Raw genomic sequence first — 20,123 nt, 5'->3', positions numbered from 1 at the left:
GAAGGGCGGGACCTCCCGGGGAGGTCCCGCCCTTCGGCATGTCCGGCGCAGGCGGCGGCCTGGTGACACAGGTGCCCCAGGTGACCCAGGCCAGGTGACCCAGGTGTTACGGCGCTGCGGGGTCGGCGGCCTACGGCTCGAACTTGTAGCCGAGACCGCGGACCGTGACCAGGTAGCGCGGCGCGCCCGGGTCCGGCTCGATCTTCGCCCGCAGCCGCTTGACGTGCACGTCGAGGGTCTTGGTGTCGCCGACGTAGTCGGCGCCCCACACCCGGTCGATGAGCTGCATACGGGTCAGCACCCGGCCGGCGTTGCGCAGCAGCATCTCCAGCAGGTCGAACTCCTTCAGCGGCAGGTCGACCTTGGAGCCGGAGACCGTCACCACGTGCCGGTCCACGTCCATGCGGACCGGGCCCGCCTCCAGCGCGGCCGGCGTGACCTCCTCCGGCTCGCCCCGGCGGCGCAGCACCGCCCGGATGCGGGCGACCAGTTCCCGCGAGGAGAACGGCTTGGTGACGTAGTCGTCGGCGCCTATCTCCAGGCCGACGACCTTGTCGATCTCGCTGTCCTTGGCCGTCACCATGATCACGGGGACGTTGGAGCGGCCGCGCAGCTGACGGCACACCTCCGTACCGGGCAGACCCGGCAGCATCAGGTCGAGGAGGACGAGGTCGGCGCCGTTGCGCTCGAACTCGTCGAGTCCGTCGGGCCCGGTGGCCGCCACGGCGACCTCGAAGCCCTCCTTGCGGAGCATGTACGACAGGGCGTCGGAGAAGGACTCCTCGTCCTCGACGACGAGCACACGGGTCACGGAAGGACCTCCGGGGCGGGAAGCGGTTCGTACGGGGTGGTGTCAGGAGATACATCGCGGGACTGCCCGGTCTCGTCATCGTGACCGGGGTGCTCGTGCGCGCGGTCGCGGGCCGCGCCCGCCTCCGGCAGTCGCAGGGTGAACGTGGAGCCCTGTCCCTCGGAACTCCACACCGTGACCTCCCCGCCGTGCGAGGCGGCCACGTGCTTGACGATCGCCAGACCCAGGCCGGTGCCTCCGGTGGCACGGGAGCGGGCCGGGTCGACGCGGTAGAAGCGCTCGAAGATGCGCTCCTTGTCCTTGTCGGAGATGCCGATGCCCTGGTCGGTGACGGCGATCTCGATGCTGTCGCCGCCGGGTCCGACCACCCGGCGGGCGGCGATGCCGACGCGGGTGCGGGCGGGCGAGTAGTTGACGGCGTTCTCGACGAGGTTGCCCAGGGCGGCGGCGAGCTGGCCGCGGTGGCCCCACACGCGCAGGCCGGCCGTGCCGCCGGAGGCCATGGTGATCTGCTTGGCGCCGGCCGCGTGCCGGCAGCGGTCGACGGCCTCGGCGACCAGTTCGTCGACCCGGACCGGCTCGGCGTCCTCGAGGGGGTCGTCGTTCTGCACTCTCGACAGGTCGATGAGTTCCTGCACCAGGTTGGTCAGCCGGGTCGCCTCGATCTGCATGCGGCCGGCGAAGCGCTCCACCGCCTCGGGGTCGTCGGAGGCGTCCATCACGGCCTCGGACAGCAGGGAGAGCGCGCCGACCGGCGTCTTGAGCTCATGGCTGACGTTCGCCACGAAGTCACGCCGGACCGCCTCGATGCGGCGGGCCTCGGTGAGGTCCTCGACGAGCAGCAGCACCAGCCGGGAGCCGAGCGGGGCCACCCGCGCGGAGACGGCGAGGGCTTCCCCGCGCCCGGTCCCGCGTCTGGGCAGGTCGAGCTCGACCTGCCGTATCTCACCGTCCCGCCGGGTGTCCCGGGCCATCTGCAGCATGGGCTCGACGGAGAGCCGGCCGCCGCGGACCAGTCCCAGGGCGTACGCCGCCGAACTGGCCTTGACGACGGCGTCCGCCTCGTCGAGGACCACGGCGGACGACCGGAGCACGGACAGGACGGTGTCCACGCCCGGCGGAAGCACCGGGTCGGTGTGCAGAGAGGTGCGGGTGGGGCGTTTCAGCTCCCGCTCGCTCCAGCGGAACGCCAGCATGGCGATCACACCGGTGAGCACACCGGCGATCGCTGCCGCTGCGGCGACCGCCGCGTTCACGTCCATGCGTCCAGGTTAGGCATGGGGTAAGTCATGCCCACAGCCGTCGCGGTGCGACCTCGGACACTCGTCGCCCAGAGTTCACCTTGGAGCCAGGGATGGTTCATTTGGGGTGACGGAAACGGACGCGTACGGGCCGGAACGTGGGAGCGTGGGGTGCGAAGCGCCGGTTTCGCGCCGGGCCCCGGGCAGCCCCCGGATGAACACGTACGAGAGGGAATGCGAAGATGCGGGACGCGTACCACGAGGAACTGGACTCGATCGGCGACGGTCTGGTGGAGATGGCCCGGCTGGTCGGGTCGGCGATCGGGCGCGCCACGACCGCGATCCTCGACGCCGATCTGAAGCTGGCCGAGAGCGTCATCGAGGCCGACAAGAAGGTGGACGAGCTCCACCACGAGCTGGAGGCCCGTGCCATAGCGCTGCTGGCCCGCCAGCAGCCGGTGGCGACGGATCTCCGGATCGTCGTCACCAGCCTGCGGATGTCCGCCGACCTGGAGCGCTCGGGCGACCTCGCCCAGCACGTGGCCAAGCTGGCCCGGCTGCGCTTCCCCGAGCGCGCGGTGCCGCGGGATTTGCATGCCACGATCCTGGAGATGGGCCAGCTCGCGCAGCGCCTGATGGCGAAGGCGGCGGAGTGCATCATCACCAAGGACGTCGACCTGGCGCTGCAGCTGGAGGCGGACGACGACGCGATGGACCTGCTGCACCGCACGCTGTTCCAGCACCTGATCGACGACCGCTGGAAGCACGGCATCGAGACGGCGGTGGACGTCACCCTCCTCGGCCGCTACTATGAGCGGTTCGCCGACCACGCGGTGGCGGTCGCCAAGCGGGTGGTGTTCCTGGTCACCGGCGAGCACGCGGACGAACTGCAGTCGGACGTGCAGCCGGTGACGGGCGGCGAGGGGGCGTAGCCCTTCGGGAACGGGCCTTCGGGGGCGCAACGCCTATGGGGCGCCCCCTTGCGCCGTTCTCTCCTTGCGCCGTTGCCTCCGTGCGCCGTTGATGCGCCCAGGGGGGCGGGGATGCAATGGGCAAAGGCACCCGCCTCGAGGAGGACCCATGGCCGACGCCCCCATCACGCCCGACCCCACGCAGGAGCGCGAGACGGACCAGCCCGCCGAAGCCCGGAGCCTCCCGCTCGTCGGCGCGTGCGGCTGCGGCTCGGGCTGCGGCTGCGGCTGCCAGTCGGGCGGCGCGTGTCAGTGCGGCTGACGACGCCGAACTGACACACACAGGACGACGAGGGGGCCCCGGCACCTGACGGCCGGGGCCCCCTCGCCATGCTGTGACCGCCGTCAAAGAGTGAGGCGAACGGCGTTCCCCTGCGTCGGCAGACGGTCGACGTGCTCGTCCCAGTAGCGCGTCAGCGCGGGCACGTACCGCTGCTCGACGAGCCCACCGGACCGCACGCCCGCCAACGTCAGTCCGGCGCACTCGGGCCGGCCGGCCGGCCACGCGAGACCGAGCGTCCCGGCGTCGAACGGCTCGGTGGCCGAGTCCAGCTCATCCCTGGACCACCGCACCGCGACGTCCAACTCCCCCTCTGCTCCGTACTCTTGCCCCTGCGCCCGGCAGGAAACCGCATGGCGGCTATCGGCGACCGTCTCGTCGACGCTCGCTGCGCCGCAGTGCGCGGCGCTGCTTTCCCGGCAGGGTGGCGGCCAACTCGCCCACCGGGGCGGCATCATGGCAGTCGCCGTCCGGGCCGCCCCGGCACCACCACACCGGCGGGCCGGCCGCGTCCGTCTCGCCCTGGTACCAGTCCTCAGCGGTACCGGCGGGACGCGGATGCATGCCGATCCTGTGTTCCCGGCAGGTCGGCCAGACCTGCCACAGCAGTTCCATGACGGTCTCCTGTGCGGCAGCCGCGACCACGGTCAGGACCGTCGCCGCCTCGTCCGGCTCCGGCGGGTCGCCCTCCTCCAGGTCACAAGCGTTCACCTGATTCCCGTGCCAGCGGCCGTCCGCCATCGCCACGTAGACCTGGTCCCCGTCGTCGGTCCCGCCCGGTGACGCAGGCCGCCGGGACGGCACGACCATCAGCACCAGCGCGTCATGGCCCGGCAAGGTCGCCGCCAGGTCCCGATCGACCACGGCGAGCGCGGCCTCCAGCTTCGGCCACTCGCCGGGCTCGGCCCGCCTGGGCTCCGGGGAAGGCCGCCGGTCATGACCGTCACCGAGGCCGACATACGAGAAGTAGTGCACTCAGGCATCGTCCCAGCCGACGCCGCGGGGACACCGGCGGCCCCAGCGGTGGGTCACCGGAACCGTGTGCCGCGCCAGGGCCTTCGGCTTCTGGCGCGGCATGGGGCCTGCGGAGGAGCAGCGTTGTGCCGGCACAGGTCGCTGCCCTCCCGTCCGGAATGAATGGGCGCAGGGATCAGCCGACGCAGCCGGGGACCGGTGTCGGGCTGTTGAGGCAGTTGTTCGGCTTGTTGGCGGCCACCAAGCTGGCACGCAGGTTCACGGTGCCGCCGTTGTTGTAGATGCCGCCCGGGTTCGTACCGCTTGCCGAGTTGTTGATGATGGCGCTGGCGGTCAACGTGGCGGTGCCACCGGGGGCGGCGGGTACACCGTTGGCCAGGCCCCCGCCGCCGTTCGGCGCCGTGTTGTTCATGATGTTGGTGGCGCTGACCGTCAGTGTCCCGATGTTGGCGATGCCGCCGCCGACGTTGCCGGCCGTGTTGCCGCTGATCTGCGAGGCGGTGACGGACACCGTGCTGTCACTGACGACGGCACCGCCGTTCTGGGTCGCGCTGTTGCCCGTGAAGACGCTGGCGCTGATCTGTGCCTGGGACCCGCTGAACACACTGACGCCACCGCCGAAGTTGGCGTGGTTGTTCCTGATCACACTGGCGGTGAGGTTCAGGCTGCCATTACCGGTGACGACGATGGCGCCGCCGGCTCCGCTCGCGATCGAGCTGCCCGTGGCGTCACCGTTGCTGAGGACGATCTCCCGGAGGGTCAGGGCGCCGCCGCTGACCGTGAGTATGCGGAACGTCCCCGACACCCGGCTGATGGTGTCGCCCTTGCCGTTGATGACGATCGGCGAGGTGATGGCGGGCAGTTCGGTGGTCAGCCGGTACGGGCAGCGGGGCGCCAGGTTGAGGGTGTCGCTGCCGGGGGTGCTGTTGGCCGTGTTGATGGCGGACTTCAGGGCGGCCTCGGTGCACGCCACGTTCAGTGTCGCGGCCGAGGCGACAGGAGCCAGGGCCAGGGGGATGAGCGTTGCGGCGGTGCCTGCGCAGAGCACCTGGGCGGACCGGACGCAGAATTTACGCGTGAACATGCCACTCCTTTTGGGGACGCCTGCCGCGGACGCACAGGCACGAGAAGGCCTCGTGCGGCGCCGCGGCAGAGATGTTGTGCGAAAGGTGCCCGACACGCCGCACAACATCACGAATAACATCCTGATTTACACCTAATGGCCCCATTCGGTGCGTTCGGGCCGGTGGAGAGGCCGGTCCCTGAGACCCCTGTTGTCGTGAACGGCGTTCATGAGCACACCTCCGGCCACACGCGCACAACGGGCGCGGCGGCGCCGCGGCGCCCCCCTGGCGATGCGCCGTACGAGGGATGCGCGCATGACACGGCGTCAGGTGCCGTGGCCGGCGGTGGGCGGCGTGGGTAACTGGGGGTCCTTGCACCGGAGAAGCCGCCTTCCGGCACGGACGGCACATGGCGATGCGCCCCGGGCGTGTGTGCCCTCGGGGCAGCCGTCGTAGGCGGGCGCGGCGTCGCCCCGGTGCCGTCACCGGGCGAACCGACCCCAGGGTTCGCCGACCGCTTTGGAGGCTTTGTGCAAGTCTTCCGTGGCCTGCGCTCGCTCTCGGCCCTCGCAGCGCTGGGCGTGGCCCTGGCTGTCTTCCCCGCATGGTCCCCCACGCCCGCCGCCGGCGCCGATCTCGAGCGCACGGGGCGGGAGCAGCCGGTTCGGTCACCCGACTCGGGACCCGCGCTGCACCATGACACCTCACCGCCCTTGCGCACGCTGGCGCAGACGCCCGGCCAGGTCCCGCCCCCGTCACCCACCGCCCCTCGTCCCCGGCAGCTGCCGCACCCCCCTCTCCCCGGGCGAGCCGCCCCGGATCCGGTGGTGCAGAAGCAACAGGGCAGCCGGTCCCCGGTCCAGCTGCGCCGCAACTTCGAGGGCATCTCCCAGGGCGGCACCCATCCGCCGGACCCGAACGCCTCGGTGGGCACCAGCCAGATCATGCAGGTCACCAACGTCGAACTCGCGATCTACTCCAAGAGCGGGAGCACGCTGCTGGGGCCGACCCCGACCAACACCCTGTGGGAGGGCTTCGGGGGACCCTGCGAGACCGGGTTCAACGTGGACCCCGTCGTCCGCTGGGACACCCTCGCCCGCCGCTGGGTCTTCACCCAGTTCTCCGACAACCAGAAGCGGTTGTGCGTGGCCGTCTCCACCACGTCGGACGCGACGGGCTCCTACCACCGCTACGCCTTCGGGTACCAGTACGACCCCGACTACGAGAAGGTCGCGGTGTGGCCCGACGCCTACTACGTGACCATCAACCCTGTGGGTCTCGACATGAAGGAGGCGTGCGCCTGGGACCGCAGCAGGATGCTGCGCGGTCAGGATGCCGACCAGCAGTGCTACTACCTCCCGGTGGGCCCCATCCCGCTCGCCTCCGACCTCGACGGCACGAATCCGCCCCGGTTCGGGGAGCCGAACACGCTGGTCACCCTGGGCGACGACAACGAGTCCCTGGACTACTTCCGCTTCCACGTCGACTGGAGGGACCAGGCCGCCACCTCCGTGACCGGCCCCAGGAGGTTGAGCGTGGCTCCCTTCACCCGCGCGTGTGAGCGCACCAATGTCTTCGGGGACAAATGCGTCCCGCAGGCCGGTACCACGCAGAAGCTGGACTCGCTCTCCCTCTACCCGATGTACCGGCTCGCCTACCGCAACATCGGCGGTCGCGAGTCGCTGGTGTTCAACCACTCGGTCGACGCGCGTGGCGCCGTGGGCGTGCGCTGGTACGAGCTGCGGCTGCGCAACGGCCGGCCGGTGGTGGAGCAGCAGAGCACCTTCGCTCCGGACCCCACCTACCGGTGGATGGGCTCCATCGCCCAGAACCGGGTGGGTGACATCGCGCTGGGCTACTCGCAGTCGTCCTCCCAGGACCATCCCTCGATCCGCGTCACCGGACGCCTGGCCGGCGACCGGCCGGGCCGGATGACGTTCCGCGAGACCACGGTGTGGACCGGCTCGGCCTCCCAGACCGAAGACAGCCGCTGGGGCGACTACACGTCCATGGCCATCGACCCGTCGGACGACTGCACCTTCTGGTACACCAACCAGTACCAGCCGTCCGAAGGCGCCAATGACTGGCACACGCGGATCGCCTCCTTCCGGCTCTCCGACTGCCGCGCCCACCAGCACCGGTCCTGAGCGACGCCGCGACGGACGGCGCGCCGCCGTCCGCCCCGCGCCCGGACGCCACGCACGGCGTCCGGGCGCACACCTGTCAGGACCGCCATGTAGACGGTTTTGCCCTCCTCCAGAGCCTTGCCCCGAGAACGGCCTCAGTCGGCGGCGGCAGCCTCCCACTGCGCAGTGATGCATCCCTCTTCCATCGCCCACCATTCCTCGGCCACTCCATGGCTGAGGAGCCTCTGCACCTTGGCCAGGTCGGCAGTCGGCGGGACATCCAAGGCCACCATGCCGAACCGCTCTATGCCCTCGCCGCCGACGCCGAGTTCTTGAAACACGTTGATCACGCTCTGCCGTGCAGTTCCCGAGCCGCCGTCACGGAACACGATGAGGCGAATCGTGCAGTTCTCCGAACGTCGAACCACCTCGCCGGCCCACCGCACGCCTTCGTCATCGGGCTCGGTTGCCACGATGTCCCCGCAGGCGATGCCTCGGACGAACCAGGGGATGTTGTCGAGCCGCGCGGTGCCGTCGCCCTGGTCGACGGCCCACAGACTCTCCACCGACGCCGGAGGCCAGTCATCTTCGACTTCAAGCCGGAAGTGCACCTTCACGTATGCGCCTTCGGGGTTCGTCACGGTGATCAGGATGCACAGTCCCGCCGCACCGGCCGCGGGTGGGTAGGTGACAGGAGACGTCTGCTCGGAGTTGGATCGGGCTCGCCTCTGCCCCAGCGGACGACAGTCGGCCACGACGGCGGCAGCGGTGCGGCTGGCTGCGGCCTCGGAGGGTGGGACCGCCTACTTGGCGCGGTCCAGTGAGTTGGCTGCCACCGGTGTCTCCTGGCCTGCCCAGGTGCGCCGTACGTCGGTCGGCCGCCGAAGCGAAATTAACGCTTGCATTAACATGAGGGGCGTGGCTCAATGGGAAGTGGTCCTTGTCGGGGAGGTCGCGGCGTGGTTCGAAGCACTGGCCGAGGACGACTGGGACAGCGCTGAACAGGTAGAAGACGCCATTGACATGCTGGCGGCCACAGGGCCGACGCTCGGCCGTCCGCTGGTCGATCGGATCAAGGGTGGCGAGAACCATCACTTGAAGGAGCTGAGACCGGGCTCGTCCGGAGGCAGCGAGATCCGCATTCTCTTCGCCTTCGATCCGGTGCGTCGGGCAGTACTGCTGGTGGCCGGCGACAAGGCCGGTAACTGGCAGCGCTGGTACGACAGCAACATTCCGCTCGCTGAGGAGCGGTACCGGGCACATCTGGCCGATCTTGAAACCAGGGAGTACGAATGAGCACCGTGAGCTGGGAGGAGACCAAGCGCAAGGCGCGCGAACGGCGTGCGGCTTCGGGGCTGCCGGTGCGGTCACCTCAAGAGAAGCAAGCGGCCATGGACCGGCTGACCGCCGAAGTGCGCGCTCACAAGCTTGCGGAGGTCAGGCGTGAACAGGCACTTACTCAGCGCCAAGTAGCGGATTCAATGGGGGTCTCAGCACCTCGGGTCTCCGCGATCGAGCACGGTGAGCTGGATCGCGCAGAGGTCGCGACTCTCCGAGCCTACGTGGAAGCGCTCGGCGGTCGACTGCGCGTGGTCGCAGACTTCGGCGACGCGGAGTACACCGTCGCCTGAGGCGCGTGCCGTAGCTCTCGTCGATCGACAAGGCCCGGCATCCGACCTGAGCCCTGCCGGACCCTTGGAACTCATACGCCACGTTCAGGTGGGGCGCGGCAGCGCATCGGTCACATCGGAGTCCAAGGGCCCGAATCCCTTTCACGGACCCCAGCCACAGAAACCAAGCCCCCTGCCCACGGGAAAGCCGCAGGCAGGGGCCTTGATCAGTACTGCTTACTTCTTCTTGCCCTGGTTCTTGACCGCTTCGATGGCTGCTGCCGCTGCCTCCGGGTCGAGGTAGCGGCCGCCCGGGGTGACCGGCTTGAAGTCGGGGGTGAGTTCGTACAGGAGGGGGATGCCCGTGGGGATGTTCAGGCCCGCGATGTCGGCGTCCGAGATGCCGTCGAGGTGCTTGACCAGGGCGCGGAGGCTGTTGCCGTGGGCCGCGACCAGGACCGTGCGGCCGGTCAGGAGGTCGGGGACGATGCCGTCGTACCAGTAGGGGAGCATACGGACGACGACGTCCTTGAGGCACTCCGTGCGGGGGCGCAGCTCCGGCGGGATCGTCGCGTAGCGCGGGTCGTCCGACTGGGACCACTCGGTGCCGTCCTCGAGCGGCGGCGGCGGGGTGTCGTAGGAGCGGCGCCACAGCATGAACTGCTCCTCGCCGAACTCGGCCAGGGTCTGGGCCTTGTCCTTGCCCTGGAGGGCGCCGTAGTGGCGCTCGTTCAGGCGCCAGGTGCGGTGGACCGGGATCCAGTGGCGGTCGGCGGCCTCCAGGGCCAGCTGCGCCGTGCGGATCGCGCGCTTCTGGAGGGACGTGTGCACCACGTCGGGCAGCAGGCCGGCGTCCTTGAGCAGCTCACCGCCGCGGACCGCCTCCTTCTCGCCCTTCTCGTTGAGGTTGACGTCCACCCAGCCGGTGAACAGGTTCTTCGCGTTCCACTCGCTCTCGCCGTGGCGGAGGAGGATCAGCTTGTACGGTGCGTCGGCCATGCCCCAGAGCGTAATCCACGCATTCGAACCCATGCGTGGCCCGCCCGGCAGCCGGACAGTTGACGGGATCCGTTAATCGAGTGGCCGGGGAGGGTGACGGATTTGTAAGTTGTGCGTGCCGCATCAGCCGCTTACATCAGACAGGCGTGAGCCGCTCGCACCGTGCCGACCGTCGTGGGGGACCCGCATGCCACTCGCCAGCCTGGGGCGCGCCGCCCGCGAAACCGTCTCCGGACTCCCCCGCGCCTTCTGGTGGCTGTGGACCAGCACCCTCGTCAACCGGCTCGGCGCCTTCGTCGCCACGTTCATGGCGCTGTACCTGACCGTGGAGCGCGGTTACTCCGCCTCCTACGCGGGTCTCGTCGCCTCTCTGCACGGGCTCGGCGGCGTGGTCTCCTCCCTCGCCGCCGGTGTGATGACCGACCGGCTCGGGCGGCGGCCCACCCTGCTCGTCGCCCAGGCCTCGACGGCCGCCTCCGTGGCGCTGCTGGGCTTCATGCACGACCCCGTGGCCATCGCCGCCGTCGCCTTCCTGGTGGGCATGACGAGCAACGCCTCGCGGCCCGCCGTGCAGGCGATGATGGCCGACATCGTCCGGCCCGAGGACCGGGTGCGGGCCTTCTCCCTCAACTACTGGGCCATCAACCTCGGTTTCGCCGTCTCCTCGGTGGCGGCCGGGTTCATCGCCCAGGTCAGCTACCGCGCCGGGTTCCTGCTCGAGGCGGGCATGACGGCGGTCTGCGCGGTGGTGGTGTTCCTGAAGCTGCCCGAGTCCCGGCCGGAGCGCACGGCCAAGGCCGCGCGGGAGGACGACGTCGGCCTCGGCGCCGTCCTGCGCGACGGGCGCTACATGGCCGTCGTCGGCCTGTCGTTCCTGATCGCCGTGATCTTCCAGCAGGGGTCGATCGGCCTGCCGGTGGCGATGGGCGAGGCCGGGTTCACGCCCGCCGACTACGGCATGGCGATCGCCGTCAACGGCATCCTGATCGTCGCGCTGCAGATCCCGGTGACCCGGTTCATCGAGCACCGGGACCCACGGCGGCTGCTGGTGGCGTCGGCGCTGCTGGCCGGGTACGGCTTCGGGCTCACCGTCTTCGCCGGATCGGTCGGCGTCCTCGCGCTCACCGTGTGCGTGTGGACGCTGGGCGAGATGATCAACGCGCCGACGCAGACGGGTCTGGTCGTCCGGCTGTCACCCGTGCACGGACGCGGCCGCTACCAGGGCGTGTACACGCTCTCCTGGTCCGTCGCCGCGCTCGTCGCGCCGCTGATGTCCGGCTTCGTCATCGACCGGTTCGGGGCGGAGTGGCTGTGGGGCCTGTGCGCGGCGGTCGGCTCGGTGGCCGCCTTCGGCTACGGGGCCCTGATGCGGCGGCTGCCGGCGCAGGAGCCCGCCGTGGGGAAGCCGGCGGCCGCCCCGGCGGAGGCCAGTGCCGCGTGAGGATCGTGAGGGGCGTCAGGGGTGCGTCCGGGCGCCCGTGAGGATCGTCAGGGGTGCATCCGGGCGCCCTTGAGGATCTTGTCCACCGCGTTCTTCGGGCCGTGCACGGACAGGCCCACCAGGTCCAGTCCGCCCGTGGGCACGGCCCGTACGGCCGCCCGGTTGTCGCGGTCGTTGCCCGTCGTGAACAGGTCGCTCGTGAAGACCGCCCGCGGCAGCGCCCGGCTCAGCGCACGCGCGTGTGCCGCGGTCAGCGTCTCCTTCGTCCCCTCGAAGACCAGGACCGGCTGGCGGAACATCGGCAGGTAGGGCACGCCGTCGGCATCCTCGTAGGGCTCGCCGACGACCTCGGGGACCATGGTGCCGAGGCCGCTGACCAGGAACGCCGTGACGTTCAGCCGCTGCCAGGTCTCCAGGTCCTCGCGCAGCAGGACGGCGATCTTGGTGTCGAACCGGATGGGTGCTTCGCTCATGCCCCGAGCGTGCCGACCGCCCGGCGGCGGCGTCTTGTACGTTCGTCGCATGGCCGCTGAGCGTGACGTGACCGCCTGGCGCCCCCGCGTCCCGGGGGTGATGGAGGTCTTCCACGCCCATTTCACCGAGTACGCCTACCCGATGCACGTGCACGAGGCGTGGACGCTGCTCATCGTGGACGACGGCGCCGTACGGTACGACCTCGACCGGCACGAGCACGGCACCCCGCACGACACGGTCTCGCTGCTGCCGCCGCACGTCCCGCACAACGGCTCGCCGGCCACCCCGCACGGCTTCCGCAAGCGGGTGCTGTACCTCGACGGCTCCCGGCTGGGCGCGGACCTGATCGGCCCGGCGGTGGACTCCCCCGACCTGCGCGACCCCGTACTGCGCCTGCGCGTCGGCCAGTTGCACACCGCCCTCGCCCGGCCCGGCGACGAACTGGAGGCGGACAGCAGGCTGACCCTGATCGGCGACCGGCTGCGCGCGCACCTGCGGCCCGGGGCCGGCGCCGATCCCCCGCGCCGCGACCCCGCCCTGGCCCGGCGGCTGCGCGAACTCCTCGACGAGCGTGTCGTGCAGGGCCTCACCCTCGACGAGGCGGCCGCGCTCCTGCACGCCCATCGCGCGCACCTGGTACGGGCGTTCAGCACCGCGTACGGCATCGCCCCGCACCAGTACCTGATGTCCCGCCGCGTCGGCCGCGCCCGCCGGCTGCTCCTCGACGGACGCCCGCCGGGCGAGGTCGCGGCCCTGACCGGCTTCTACGACCAGTCCCATCTCACCCGGCACTTCCGCAGGCTGGTGGGGGTGCCGCCGAGGCGTTACGCGCGGGCGGCAGGCCGCCGGGGATCACCGGAGCCGGCGGGTCCGGACGTTCACCCCACCTCGCGCCCGGACCCCGCGTCCCGTCAGACGACGTCGACGTAGTCGGACTTGGCCGTCGCGCCGCCCGTCGTCGAGGTCTCGCCGTAGCTCCAGCGCCAGTAGCCGTCGGCGGACGCGGTGACCGTGGTCTTCAGGTAGCCGGTGGAGTTGGTCCGCACGTACTTGACGGTCTGGTAGGTGCTGGTGCCCGCCTTGCGGAACTGGAGCTTGGCCAGCTTGTCGGCATGGCCGACGTAGGCGTGCTTCACCCAGTCGGCGCGGGTGGCCCGGCCCGTCACGGTGATCGCCTTGCCCTTCGCGACCGGTTCGGGCGAGGCGTTGACGGTGGCCCGGGCGGCGCGCTTGACCGCGACGCTGCCGAAGCCGGTCAGGTACTCCTGGGCCTGGAGCTTGGTGTCCGTCTTGTCCCACAGCCGCGCGACGACGCCGATCTTCCAGGTCGTGGCGTCGTTGTTGGAGTCCAGGGTGTAGGGAGGGTCGATGTACAGCTCGCCGTCGCAGTCCGCGGAGGTCGGGCTGTCGTCGTACAGCGTGACGCTGCCCATGTAGATGCCGCCGTGGTCGGCGCCGTTGGCGGCCGTGGTGTCGTGGTACAGGTACGGGTGCGCGTCGATGGTGGTGACCGTGTGGCTCGCGGGCCAGGTCACGCGGAAACTGAGGCCGGGAGACTTCTCCTCGCTGATGCCCACGACGATGGGCTTGCCGTTGTTCACGACCATGCCGGTCACCGTGATGCCGGTGTCCGCCGCCTGGGCGGCCGGCGCGGCGAACACCGTGAAGGCGAGGGCTCCCGCGAGCGCGGTCGCGGTCACGGTCACGGCGCCGGTTCTGCCTGTGCGCATGTACAACCTCTTCTTGCCGGTGGGGCTGACAGCGAGTAGACCGCGGCGGGCCCACGGAGGTTGTACGGTCGCCCCGGCCGCACCGGCCACACCGGCCGGGGCTACTCCCCGGAGCGCCGGGTGAGGTGTGCGAAGGCGTCCAGGTTGCGGGTCGACTCCCCCCGCGACACCCGCCACTCGTACTCCCGGCGGATCGCGGAGGCGAAACCCAGTTCCAGGAGCGTGTTGAAGCTGCCGTCGGCGGCCTCCAGGACCTGGCCGAGCAGGCGGTCGACCTCGTCGGGGGTGACGGCGGACAGCGGCAGCTTGCCGGTGAGGTAGACGTCGCCGAGGTGGTCCACGGCGTAACCGACGCCGTAGAGCTTGAGGTTGCGCTCCAGCAGCCAGCGGTGGACGCCGGCCTCGTTCTCGTCGGGGTGGCGGATCACGAAGGCGTTGAGGGAGAGCGAGTGGCGGCCCACGATCAGGGAGACCGTGGTGGACAGCTTGCGGGTGCCGGGGAGCTTGACGACGTAGCTGCCCGGCGCGGGGCTCTCCCACTCGAGTTCGGCGTCCTTCAGGACACCTTCGATGACCTGACCTGCCTTCTCCGCATCAGCCATGGTGGGAGCGTACGCGACGCCGGTGCGACTGCATCGCCGCCGTGTAGACGTCCGCCGTGGCGGCCGCCGCTGCGTCCCAGCCGAAGGACTGCGCGTGCCGGGCGGCGGCCGCGCCCATGCGGTCCGGCAGCCGCGGGTCGTCGGCGAAGCCGCGCAGCACGCGCGCGTAGTCGGCCGGGTCGTGGCCGCGCACGAGGAACCCGGTGCGGCCGTCCCGCACGGCGACCGGCAGCCCGCCCACGGCGGCCGCGAGCACCGGTGTGCCCGCCGCCTGCGCCTCTATGGCGACCAGGCCGAAGGACTCGCTGTAGGACGGCATGACGAGCACGGAGGCCGCCCGGAACCAGTCCGCGAGCTGCTCCTGCCGGACGGGCGGGTGGAAGCGGACCACGTCCGCGATGCCCAGCCGGGACGCCAGCTTCTGCAGCCCCTCCGGCTTGGCGAGGCCGCTGCCGCTGGGCCCGCCGACGACGGGTACGACGATCCGGGAACGCAGTTCGGGACGCTCGTCGAGCAGCACGGCCACCGCGCGCAGCAGCACGTCGGGGGCCTTCAGGGGCTGTATGCGGCCCGCGAAGAGGGGGATCAGGGCGTCCTGCGGGAGGTCCAGGCGGGCGCGGGCGGCGGCGCGGCCGTCGGCGGGGCGGAAGCGGTCGAGGTTCACGCCGGGGTGGACGACGGCGACCTTGCCGGGGTCCGCGCTGTAGTGCCGTACCAGTTCGTCGGCCTCTTCCGCGGTGTTCGCGATCAGCCGGTCGGCGGCGGCCACGATCTGGGTCTCGCCGATGACGCGGGTGGCGGGTTCGGGGGTGTCGCCGTCGGCGAGGTTGGCATTCTTCACCTTGGCCATGGTGTGCATGGCGTGCACCAGGGGGGCGCCCCAGCGCTGGGCGGCGAGCCAGCCGACGTGGCCGGAGAGCCAGTAGTGGGAGTGGACGAGGTCGTAGTGACCGGGGCGGTGGCCGGCCCAGGCCTGCATCACGCCGTGCGTGAAGGCACACAGCTGGGCGGGCAGGTCCTCCTTGGCCAGGCCCTCGTAGGGGCCCGCGTCGACGTGCCGTACGAGGACGCCCGGCGCCAGTTCCACGACCGGCGGGAGCGCGGCGGCGGTCGCGCGGGTGAAGATCTCGACCTCGACGTTGATCGCGGCCAGGCGCTGCGCGAGCTCCACGATGTAGACGTTCATGCCGCCGGCGTCGCCGGTGCCGGGCTGGTGGAGGGGGGAGGTGTGCACGGAGAGCATGGCGACGCGGCGGGGGCGGCGGTGCGGCCAGAGCCGTGCGGGCGTTGCCGGGGAACGACGCCCGAGCCTGCTGCCGTACTGGCTCACGTGGCGTTCCTCCTTGGTACGGACATGCCGGACAGAGGGTGTGGGGCTCCCTCCAGGGGTGTGCAACAGCGCGGGAACGGGTTCCCATCCCGGGCGGAACGAACTTTGCCGAGGTGTTACCCACAGCCGCTCAACCGTTCGTCGACAGGGCGCGTCCGTCCCGGCCCCCGCACGGCCCGCATACCCTCGTACGCATGACCTCCCGCGCCGCCGCCGTCCCCCGCTCCCGGCCCCGCCCGAGCGGGAGCACCGCCGTCGTGGGCACGGTCACGCGCGGGACGACCAACCCCAACCGGCTGCGCCGCATGGACCGCTGGATCGCGGCCGTGCACGGGGCCGCGCTGCGCCGCGCCGACGATCCGGTCGCCGTCGACCTCGGGTACGGGGCCGCGCCCTGGACGGCCGTCGAGCTGCTGCACCGGCTGCGCGCCGCCGCTCCGCGCGTGCGCGTGGTCGGCATCGAGATCGACCCGGCCCGGGTCGCGGCGGCCGAGCCGTACGAGCGCGACGGCCTGGTCTTCCGGCACGGCGGTTTCGAGATCCCGCTCCCCCGGCGGCCGCTGCTCGTCCGCGCGGCCAACGTGCTGCGCCAGTACGACGAGGGAGAGGTCGCCGCCGTCTGGGAGCGCCTGCGCGGGCGGCTCGCACCGGGCGGGCTGCTGGTCGAGGGCACCTGCGACGAGATCGGGCGGCGGCACGTGTGGGTCGCGCTGGGCCCCGAGGGGCCGCGCACGGTCACGTTCGCCACCCGGCTGGGGTCCCTGGAGCGCCCCTCGGACCTCGCCGAGCGGCTGCCGAAGGCGCTCATCCACCGCAACGTGCCCGGCGAGCCCGTGCACGCCTTCCTGCGCGACTTCGACCGCGCCTGGGCGGCCGCCGCGCCGTACGCCTCCTACGGCGCCCGGCAGCGCTGGATCCGCGCGGTGCGCGCCCTCGCGGCCGACTGGCCGGTGACGGACGGGCCGACGCGCTGGCGCCAGGGCGAAGTGACGGTGGCCTGGCGGGCGTTGGCCCCGCGCGGATGAACCCCGCCTGGCGGGCGGTGGCCCCGCGCGGGTGAACCCCCGCCTGCCGCGCACCGGCTGACCTGCGCGGCGGTCCGGAGGGAACGACCCACCGGGGCGCCGGGCAGAGTGCACCGGCCGGGCACCGGGCAGAGTGCACCGGCCGGGTGAACTGCCGCAGGAGTGACGGCCTGTCGGGAACGGCGAAGGTGAGTCGTTCGTCACAAAGGCGGGGAGATCGCCATCAGGGGAAGGCAAGAAGGGAAGTCCCACGTCCGACGGCCTCTGTCGTTTTGCGCGCGGGCATGGCACGATCCCCCAGGCGTCGCAAGTTACTGACGGTTAATCAGGTTGGGGGACAGAGGCATGCGGATGGCGATGGCACCGGGCAAGCACGGCCTGATCGCGACCGCCGTCACCGTGGTCTGCGCGGTCACCGTCCTGGCGGCACCGGGCACCGCGCTGGCGAGCCCCGGCCCGGCCCCGTCCCCGTCGGCGTCCCCCTCCGCGTCCCCCTCGCCCTCGTCCTCCGCGTCCCCGGCGCCGGCGCCGGCCCCGAACAAGGACCTCGAGGCCGTCCGCGAGAAGCTCGACAAGCTGTACCACGACGCGGCGGTCGCCACGGACGCGTACAACGCGGCCGAGGAGAAGGCCGAGAAGCAGTCCGCCGAGATCGTCGAGCTGGCGAAGAAGATCGTCGAGGGGCAGCGGAGGCTCGACGAGCTGAAGCGGCGCGCGGGCGCCGCGGCCGCCGCCCAGTACCGCACGGGCGGTCTGCCCGACGAGGCCCAGCTGCTGCTCAGCGACGACCCCCAGGACTTCCTCGACGGCACCGGCCGGGTGCTGCAGGGCCAGCGCGCGACCAAGGGCCTGATCCGTGAGATGACGGACACCCAGCAGGACTTGAAGCAGTACGCCGCGGACGCCTCCGCCCAGTGGAAGAAGCTGGAGAGCCACCGCAAGGCGAAGGCCGCGGCCCGCAAGAAGATCAAGCAGCAGATCGCGGCGGCCGAGGACCTCGAGTCGCAGCTGGAGAAGCAGGAGAAGGAGCGCCTGGCGAAGCTGGAGCGGCAGGCCGCCTACCAGGCGCAGACCGCCTGGCTCGACTCCGGCATCCTCGACGAGATCAACGGAAAGGCCTCCGAACAGGGCAAGAAGGCGGTGAAGTTCGCCACGGCGCAGATCGGCAAGCCGTACGTGTGGGGCGCCGAGGGCCCGGACGCCTACGACTGCTCGGGACTGACCTCCCAGGCCTGGGCGGACGCCGGACACCCCATCCCGCGCACCTCGCAGGAGCAGTGGAAGCAGCTCAAGCACGTCGACGTCAAGGACATGCGCCCCGGCGACCTGATCATCTACTTCGACGACGCCAGCCACGTCGGGATGTACGTCGGCGACGGCGCGATCGTGCACGCCCCGCGCCCGGGGCGGACGGTGACGCTCGCGGGCGCCGGGACGATGCCGATCCTCGGGGTGGTCCGGCCGGACGCGTGAGCCGGGCCACGTGACGCGCCCCACACGGGTGCGCGGCCAAACCCCGCGCGGACGTGACGTTCGTCATTCCGCCGTCACGGCCCGCCTGTCGAAGTGCGATACGGATCGCGGCATATGACAGTGGCCAGCTGCCGATGGACGTGGCCCGCGCCATTCCGCTGCGGCGCCGACACCCGCTATGGTCCCCGTCGGCAGGTCGAGGCCCCTCGCGCTGCCGTGCCCTCGGGGGGAGGGAAGGAACCCAGCACGATGCCCGTACCCGTACCGCGGCAGAGAGCGATCCCGGCCGTGGAGAGCGGTCAGGCGCAGGCCGTGTCCCCGGACGGCGGCTCCGCCAAGGAAACGTCGGCCCCGCCGAAGGAAGTCACGGTCGACACGAACGGCGCCACGCCCGCCCATCTGACGCTGCTGCTGATCGAGGACGATCCCGGCGGTTCGCCGATCGTGCCCGAACTGCACGACTCGGCGGGCAAGCCGATCCGCGTGCGCACCGCCCGCAACCTCACCGAGGCCGAGCGGCTGCTGACGGACGACGTGCACTGCATCCTGCTCGACCTCGCGCTGTCCGCCCCGGGCCGCTCCGACGGCGACGACGAGCTCGCCGTCCTCCGGCACGTGCTGCGGCTCGCGCCCCGGCACGCCGTCCTCGCGCTCACCGCGTCCGGCGACGCCGAGCGCGGCGCCGAGGCGGTGCGCGTGGGCGCCCAGGACTACCTCTTCCGCGACGAGCTGGACGGCCGGCTGCTGAGCCGGGCGATCCGCTACGCCGTCGAGCGGAAGCGTTCCGACACCGCCGAGCGGCGGCTCGCCGAGGGCAAGCTGCGCGCCCAGGAGAACCGGCGCCTGGAGCGCGGGCTGCTGCCGACCCCGCTGCTGGAGGGCTCGCCGCTGCGGTTCGCCGCCCGCTACCGCCCGGGCCGCTCCCGCGCGCTGCTCGGCGGTGACTTCTACGACGTCGTCCGCACCCCGGACGGCACCGTGCACGCCATGATCGGCGACGTCTGCGGCCACGGCCCGGACGAGGCCGCGCTCGGCGTGGAGCTGCGCATCGCCTGGCGGGCGCTGACGCTGGCGGGCCTGTGCGGCGACGAGCTGCTCGGCACGCTGCAGCAGGTGCTGGAGCACGAGCGCTCCGACGACGAGATCTTCGCGACGCTGTGCACGGTGGACATCGCCCCCGACGGCCGCCGCGCCGGCCTGTGCCTGGCGGGTCACCCGGCGCCGCTGATCGCCCACCCCGGCCGCCCGGCGAGGCTGCTGCCGCAGGAGAACAACGGCCCCGCGCTCGGCCTGCTGCCGGGCGCCCGCTGGCCGCGGATGCAGGTGGAGCTGGGTGCCGAGTGGAGTCTGATGCTCTACACCGACGGCCTGATCGAGGGCCGCGTCGGCGAGAGCGGGGAGCGGCTCGGCCAGGACGGCATGGTGGAGCTGGTGCGCCGGCAGCTCGCCGGGGGCCTCAACGGCGAGGAACTGCTGCGGGCCGCGGTGAACGAGGTGCGCGACCTCAACGGCGGCGAACTGACGGACGACGTCGCCGTCCTGCTGCTGGACCGGACGCCGTAGCGCTCCGCGGGCCTGCCTGCCGCCGGACCGGGGCGCCGTGCGGGAAGCCGGGCCGACGGCGTCAGCGTCGGTCAGCGTCCGCCGTTGTACGGGCCGTACGGACCGTCGCTGCTGGAGCCGCGGCGGCTGCGGCCCCCGCCGGACATGCCGCGCAGGGCGGGCCGGACGTCGACCATGTACACGATGGTCGCGATCAGGCCGATGATCGGCAGGAACGACAGGATGTTGAAGATCAGGTTCACCACGAAGGCGATCCCGAGGACGATCAGCCAGAAGGGCTTCGTCTGCTTGTCGGCCGCGCGGTAGGCGTCCTCGCGGCGCGTGGCGGCGTCGACCAGCGCGAAGCCGCTGAAAAGGATCAGGGCCATGCTCAGCAGCCACATGAACCCCGCGAAGCCCTGCATCAGC

21 protein-coding genes are annotated in these 20,123 nt (G+C 71.6%); 9 read left to right on the top strand and 12 right to left on the bottom strand.

Going from position 1 to position 20,123, the window contains the following annotated elements:
- Positions 1 to 130: 130 nt before the first annotated feature.
- Positions 131 to 811, bottom strand: coding sequence for a response regulator transcription factor (locus ACH4ZX_RS24355; protein ID WP_010358452.1), 681 nt, complete (start codon positions 809 to 811; stop codon positions 131 to 133).
- Positions 808 to 2,073 carry a sensor histidine kinase gene (locus tag ACH4ZX_RS24350; RefSeq protein ID WP_398276384.1) on the bottom strand — a complete coding sequence of 422 codons (1,266 nt, stop codon included), beginning with the start codon at positions 2,071 to 2,073 and terminating at the stop codon, positions 808 to 810. Before ACH4ZX_RS24350 ends, ACH4ZX_RS24355 begins: the two co-directional genes overlap by 4 nt.
- 221 nt (positions 2,074 to 2,294) lie before the next feature.
- Between ACH4ZX_RS24350 and phoU the strand changes: the two genes are divergently transcribed.
- Complete coding sequence (phoU, locus tag ACH4ZX_RS24345; RefSeq protein WP_324783519.1) at positions 2,295 to 2,984, top strand: phosphate signaling complex protein PhoU; 690 nt, start codon at positions 2,295 to 2,297, stop codon at positions 2,982 to 2,984.
- 384 nt (positions 2,985 to 3,368) lie between these two features.
- Here the strand turns inward: phoU and ACH4ZX_RS24340 are convergent, their stop codons facing one another.
- The 3 genes from ACH4ZX_RS24340 to ACH4ZX_RS24330 form a co-directional block, all read right to left on the bottom strand.
- Positions 3,369 to 3,608 (bottom strand): hypothetical protein, encoded by a 240-nt coding sequence (locus tag ACH4ZX_RS24340; protein WP_398276381.1) that lies wholly within the window; start codon positions 3,606 to 3,608, stop codon positions 3,369 to 3,371.
- A 55-nt stretch (positions 3,609 to 3,663) separates the two neighbouring features.
- Positions 3,664 to 4,278: a hypothetical protein gene (locus tag ACH4ZX_RS24335; protein ID WP_398276378.1), complete on the bottom strand. Its 615-nt coding sequence runs from the start codon at positions 4,276 to 4,278 to the stop codon at positions 3,664 to 3,666.
- 175 nt (positions 4,279 to 4,453) lie between these two features.
- Complete coding sequence (locus ACH4ZX_RS24330; RefSeq protein WP_398276375.1) at positions 4,454 to 5,482, bottom strand: right-handed parallel beta-helix repeat-containing protein; 1,029 nt, start codon at positions 5,480 to 5,482, stop codon at positions 4,454 to 4,456.
- Between the two features lie 687 nt (positions 5,483 to 6,169).
- Here ACH4ZX_RS24330 and ACH4ZX_RS24325 point away from each other — a divergent pair.
- Positions 6,170 to 7,489 carry a hypothetical protein gene (locus ACH4ZX_RS24325; protein ID WP_398276372.1) on the top strand — a complete coding sequence of 440 codons (1,320 nt, stop codon included), beginning with the start codon at positions 6,170 to 6,172 and terminating at the stop codon, positions 7,487 to 7,489.
- A 134-nt stretch (positions 7,490 to 7,623) separates the two neighbouring features.
- Here ACH4ZX_RS24325 and ACH4ZX_RS24320 read toward each other — a convergent pair whose 3' ends face one another.
- Entirely contained in the window at positions 7,624 to 8,109 is a 486-nt protein-coding gene (locus tag ACH4ZX_RS24320; protein WP_398276369.1) for a DUF4265 domain-containing protein, read from the bottom strand.
- A 268-nt stretch (positions 8,110 to 8,377) separates the two neighbouring features.
- Here ACH4ZX_RS24320 and ACH4ZX_RS24315 point away from each other — a divergent pair, with 268 nt between their 5' ends.
- Together ACH4ZX_RS24315 and ACH4ZX_RS24310 are read left to right on the top strand one after the other, a co-directional pair.
- Positions 8,378 to 8,764, top strand: a complete 387-nt coding sequence (locus ACH4ZX_RS24315; RefSeq protein ID WP_398276366.1) for a type II toxin-antitoxin system RelE/ParE family toxin — start codon at positions 8,378 to 8,380, stop codon at positions 8,762 to 8,764.
- Entirely contained in the window at positions 8,761 to 9,099 is a 339-nt protein-coding gene (locus ACH4ZX_RS24310; protein ID WP_398276363.1) for an XRE family transcriptional regulator, read from the top strand. Before ACH4ZX_RS24315 ends, ACH4ZX_RS24310 begins: the two co-directional genes overlap by 4 nt.
- Before the next feature lie 216 nt (positions 9,100 to 9,315).
- On the opposite strand, the gene ACH4ZX_RS24305 is transcribed toward ACH4ZX_RS24310, so the two are convergent.
- Entirely contained in the window at positions 9,316 to 10,077 is a 762-nt protein-coding gene (locus ACH4ZX_RS24305) for a phosphoglyceromutase (protein ID WP_324783525.1), read from the bottom strand.
- A 187-nt stretch (positions 10,078 to 10,264) separates the two neighbouring features.
- Between ACH4ZX_RS24305 and ACH4ZX_RS24300 the strand changes: the two genes are divergently transcribed.
- On the top strand, positions 10,265 to 11,518 hold the full coding sequence (locus ACH4ZX_RS24300) for an MDR family MFS transporter (protein ID WP_398276359.1): 1,254 nt from the start codon (positions 10,265 to 10,267) through the stop codon (positions 11,516 to 11,518).
- Between the two features lie 47 nt (positions 11,519 to 11,565).
- Here ACH4ZX_RS24300 and ACH4ZX_RS24295 read toward each other — a convergent pair whose 3' ends face one another.
- Entirely contained in the window at positions 11,566 to 12,042 is a 477-nt protein-coding gene (locus tag ACH4ZX_RS24295; RefSeq protein WP_398276356.1) for a DUF2000 family protein, read from the bottom strand.
- Here ACH4ZX_RS24295 and ACH4ZX_RS24290 point away from each other — a divergent pair.
- Positions 12,041 to 12,922, top strand: coding sequence for an AraC family transcriptional regulator (locus ACH4ZX_RS24290; RefSeq protein WP_398276353.1), 882 nt, complete (start codon positions 12,041 to 12,043; stop codon positions 12,920 to 12,922). The two genes, ACH4ZX_RS24295 and ACH4ZX_RS24290, sit on opposite strands and share 2 nt — an antisense overlap.
- On the opposite strand, the gene ACH4ZX_RS24285 is transcribed toward ACH4ZX_RS24290, so the two are convergent.
- From ACH4ZX_RS24285 to mshA, 3 genes are all read right to left on the bottom strand, one after another.
- On the bottom strand, positions 12,904 to 13,722 hold the full coding sequence (locus ACH4ZX_RS24285) for a hypothetical protein (RefSeq protein ID WP_398276350.1): 819 nt from the start codon (positions 13,720 to 13,722) through the stop codon (positions 12,904 to 12,906). The two genes, ACH4ZX_RS24290 and ACH4ZX_RS24285, sit on opposite strands and share 19 nt — an antisense overlap.
- A gap of 101 nt (positions 13,723 to 13,823) precedes the next feature.
- A complete protein-coding gene (locus ACH4ZX_RS24280; protein WP_398276344.1) occupies positions 13,824 to 14,324 on the bottom strand; it encodes a YbjN domain-containing protein in 501 nt (166 codons plus the stop codon).
- Complete coding sequence (mshA, locus tag ACH4ZX_RS24275; protein WP_398276341.1) at positions 14,317 to 15,654, bottom strand: D-inositol-3-phosphate glycosyltransferase; 1,338 nt, start codon at positions 15,652 to 15,654, stop codon at positions 14,317 to 14,319. The genes ACH4ZX_RS24280 and mshA overlap by 8 nt, the downstream gene beginning before the upstream one ends.
- A 194-nt stretch (positions 15,655 to 15,848) precedes the next feature.
- On the opposite strand from mshA, the gene ACH4ZX_RS24270 reads away from it, so the two are divergent.
- From ACH4ZX_RS24270 to ACH4ZX_RS24260, 3 genes are all read left to right on the top strand, one after another.
- Positions 15,849 to 16,679, top strand: coding sequence for a class I SAM-dependent methyltransferase (locus ACH4ZX_RS24270; RefSeq protein ID WP_398276338.1), 831 nt, complete (start codon positions 15,849 to 15,851; stop codon positions 16,677 to 16,679).
- A gap of 357 nt (positions 16,680 to 17,036) precedes the next feature.
- The gene (locus tag ACH4ZX_RS24265; protein ID WP_398276516.1) at positions 17,037 to 18,152 is read left to right on the top strand and encodes an NlpC/P60 family protein; all 1,116 of its coding nucleotides are present in this window, start codon (positions 17,037 to 17,039) and stop codon (positions 18,150 to 18,152) included.
- A gap of 249 nt (positions 18,153 to 18,401) precedes the next feature.
- On the top strand, positions 18,402 to 19,715 hold the full coding sequence (locus ACH4ZX_RS24260) for a PP2C family protein-serine/threonine phosphatase (protein WP_398276335.1): 1,314 nt from the start codon (positions 18,402 to 18,404) through the stop codon (positions 19,713 to 19,715).
- A 71-nt stretch (positions 19,716 to 19,786) separates the two neighbouring features.
- Here the strand turns inward: ACH4ZX_RS24260 and ACH4ZX_RS24255 are convergent, their stop codons facing one another.
- Positions 19,787 to 20,119 carry a DUF2516 family protein gene (locus ACH4ZX_RS24255; RefSeq protein ID WP_360753805.1) on the bottom strand — a complete coding sequence of 111 codons (333 nt, stop codon included), beginning with the start codon at positions 20,117 to 20,119 and terminating at the stop codon, positions 19,787 to 19,789.
- Between the last annotated feature and the right edge of the window lie 4 nt (positions 20,120 to 20,123).

Source organism: Streptomyces sp. NPDC020490, assembly GCF_044335305.1.
In the GTDB taxonomy this organism is placed as follows: Bacteria; Actinomycetota; Actinomycetes; order Streptomycetales; family Streptomycetaceae; genus Streptomyces.
The sequence above is the reverse complement of the archived record's forward strand: the minus strand, read 5'-3'. Positions and strand labels throughout refer to the sequence as shown.

What these genes read in the sequence shown, in the direction of transcription:
- ACH4ZX_RS24270 (WP_398276338.1), top strand. Translation starts at nt 15,849, where the DNA reads ATGACCTCCCGCGCCGCCGCCGTCCCCCGCTCCCGGCCCCGCCCGAGC.
- ACH4ZX_RS24315 (WP_398276366.1), top strand. Translation starts at nt 8,378, where the DNA reads ATGAGGGGCGTGGCTCAATGGGAAGTGGTCCTTGTCGGGGAGGTCGCG.
- ACH4ZX_RS24310 (WP_398276363.1), top strand. Translation starts at nt 8,761, where the DNA reads ATGAGCACCGTGAGCTGGGAGGAGACCAAGCGCAAGGCGCGCGAACGG.
- phoU (WP_324783519.1), top strand. Translation starts at nt 2,295, where the DNA reads ATGCGGGACGCGTACCACGAGGAACTGGACTCGATCGGCGACGGTCTG.
- ACH4ZX_RS24285 (WP_398276350.1), bottom strand. Translation starts at nt 13,722, where the DNA reads ATGCGCACAGGCAGAACCGGCGCCGTGACCGTGACCGCGACCGCGCTC.
- ACH4ZX_RS24330 (WP_398276375.1), bottom strand. Translation starts at nt 5,482, where the DNA reads ATGTTATTCGTGATGTTGTGCGGCGTGTCGGGCACCTTTCGCACAACA.
- ACH4ZX_RS24300 (WP_398276359.1), top strand. Translation starts at nt 10,265, where the DNA reads ATGCCACTCGCCAGCCTGGGGCGCGCCGCCCGCGAAACCGTCTCCGGA.
- ACH4ZX_RS24290 (WP_398276353.1), top strand. Translation starts at nt 12,041, where the DNA reads ATGGCCGCTGAGCGTGACGTGACCGCCTGGCGCCCCCGCGTCCCGGGG.
- ACH4ZX_RS24255 (WP_360753805.1), bottom strand. Translation starts at nt 20,119, where the DNA reads ATGCAGGGCTTCGCGGGGTTCATGTGGCTGCTGAGCATGGCCCTGATC.
- ACH4ZX_RS24260 (WP_398276335.1), top strand. Translation starts at nt 18,402, where the DNA reads ATGCCCGTACCCGTACCGCGGCAGAGAGCGATCCCGGCCGTGGAGAGC.
- ACH4ZX_RS24265 (WP_398276516.1), top strand. Translation starts at nt 17,037, where the DNA reads ATGGCACCGGGCAAGCACGGCCTGATCGCGACCGCCGTCACCGTGGTC.
- ACH4ZX_RS24305 (WP_324783525.1), bottom strand. Translation starts at nt 10,077, where the DNA reads ATGGCCGACGCACCGTACAAGCTGATCCTCCTCCGCCACGGCGAGAGC.
- ACH4ZX_RS24280 (WP_398276344.1), bottom strand. Translation starts at nt 14,324, where the DNA reads ATGGCTGATGCGGAGAAGGCAGGTCAGGTCATCGAAGGTGTCCTGAAG.
- ACH4ZX_RS24350 (WP_398276384.1), bottom strand. Translation starts at nt 2,073, where the DNA reads ATGGACGTGAACGCGGCGGTCGCCGCAGCGGCAGCGATCGCCGGTGTG.
- ACH4ZX_RS24295 (WP_398276356.1), bottom strand. Translation starts at nt 12,042, where the DNA reads ATGCGACGAACGTACAAGACGCCGCCGCCGGGCGGTCGGCACGCTCGG.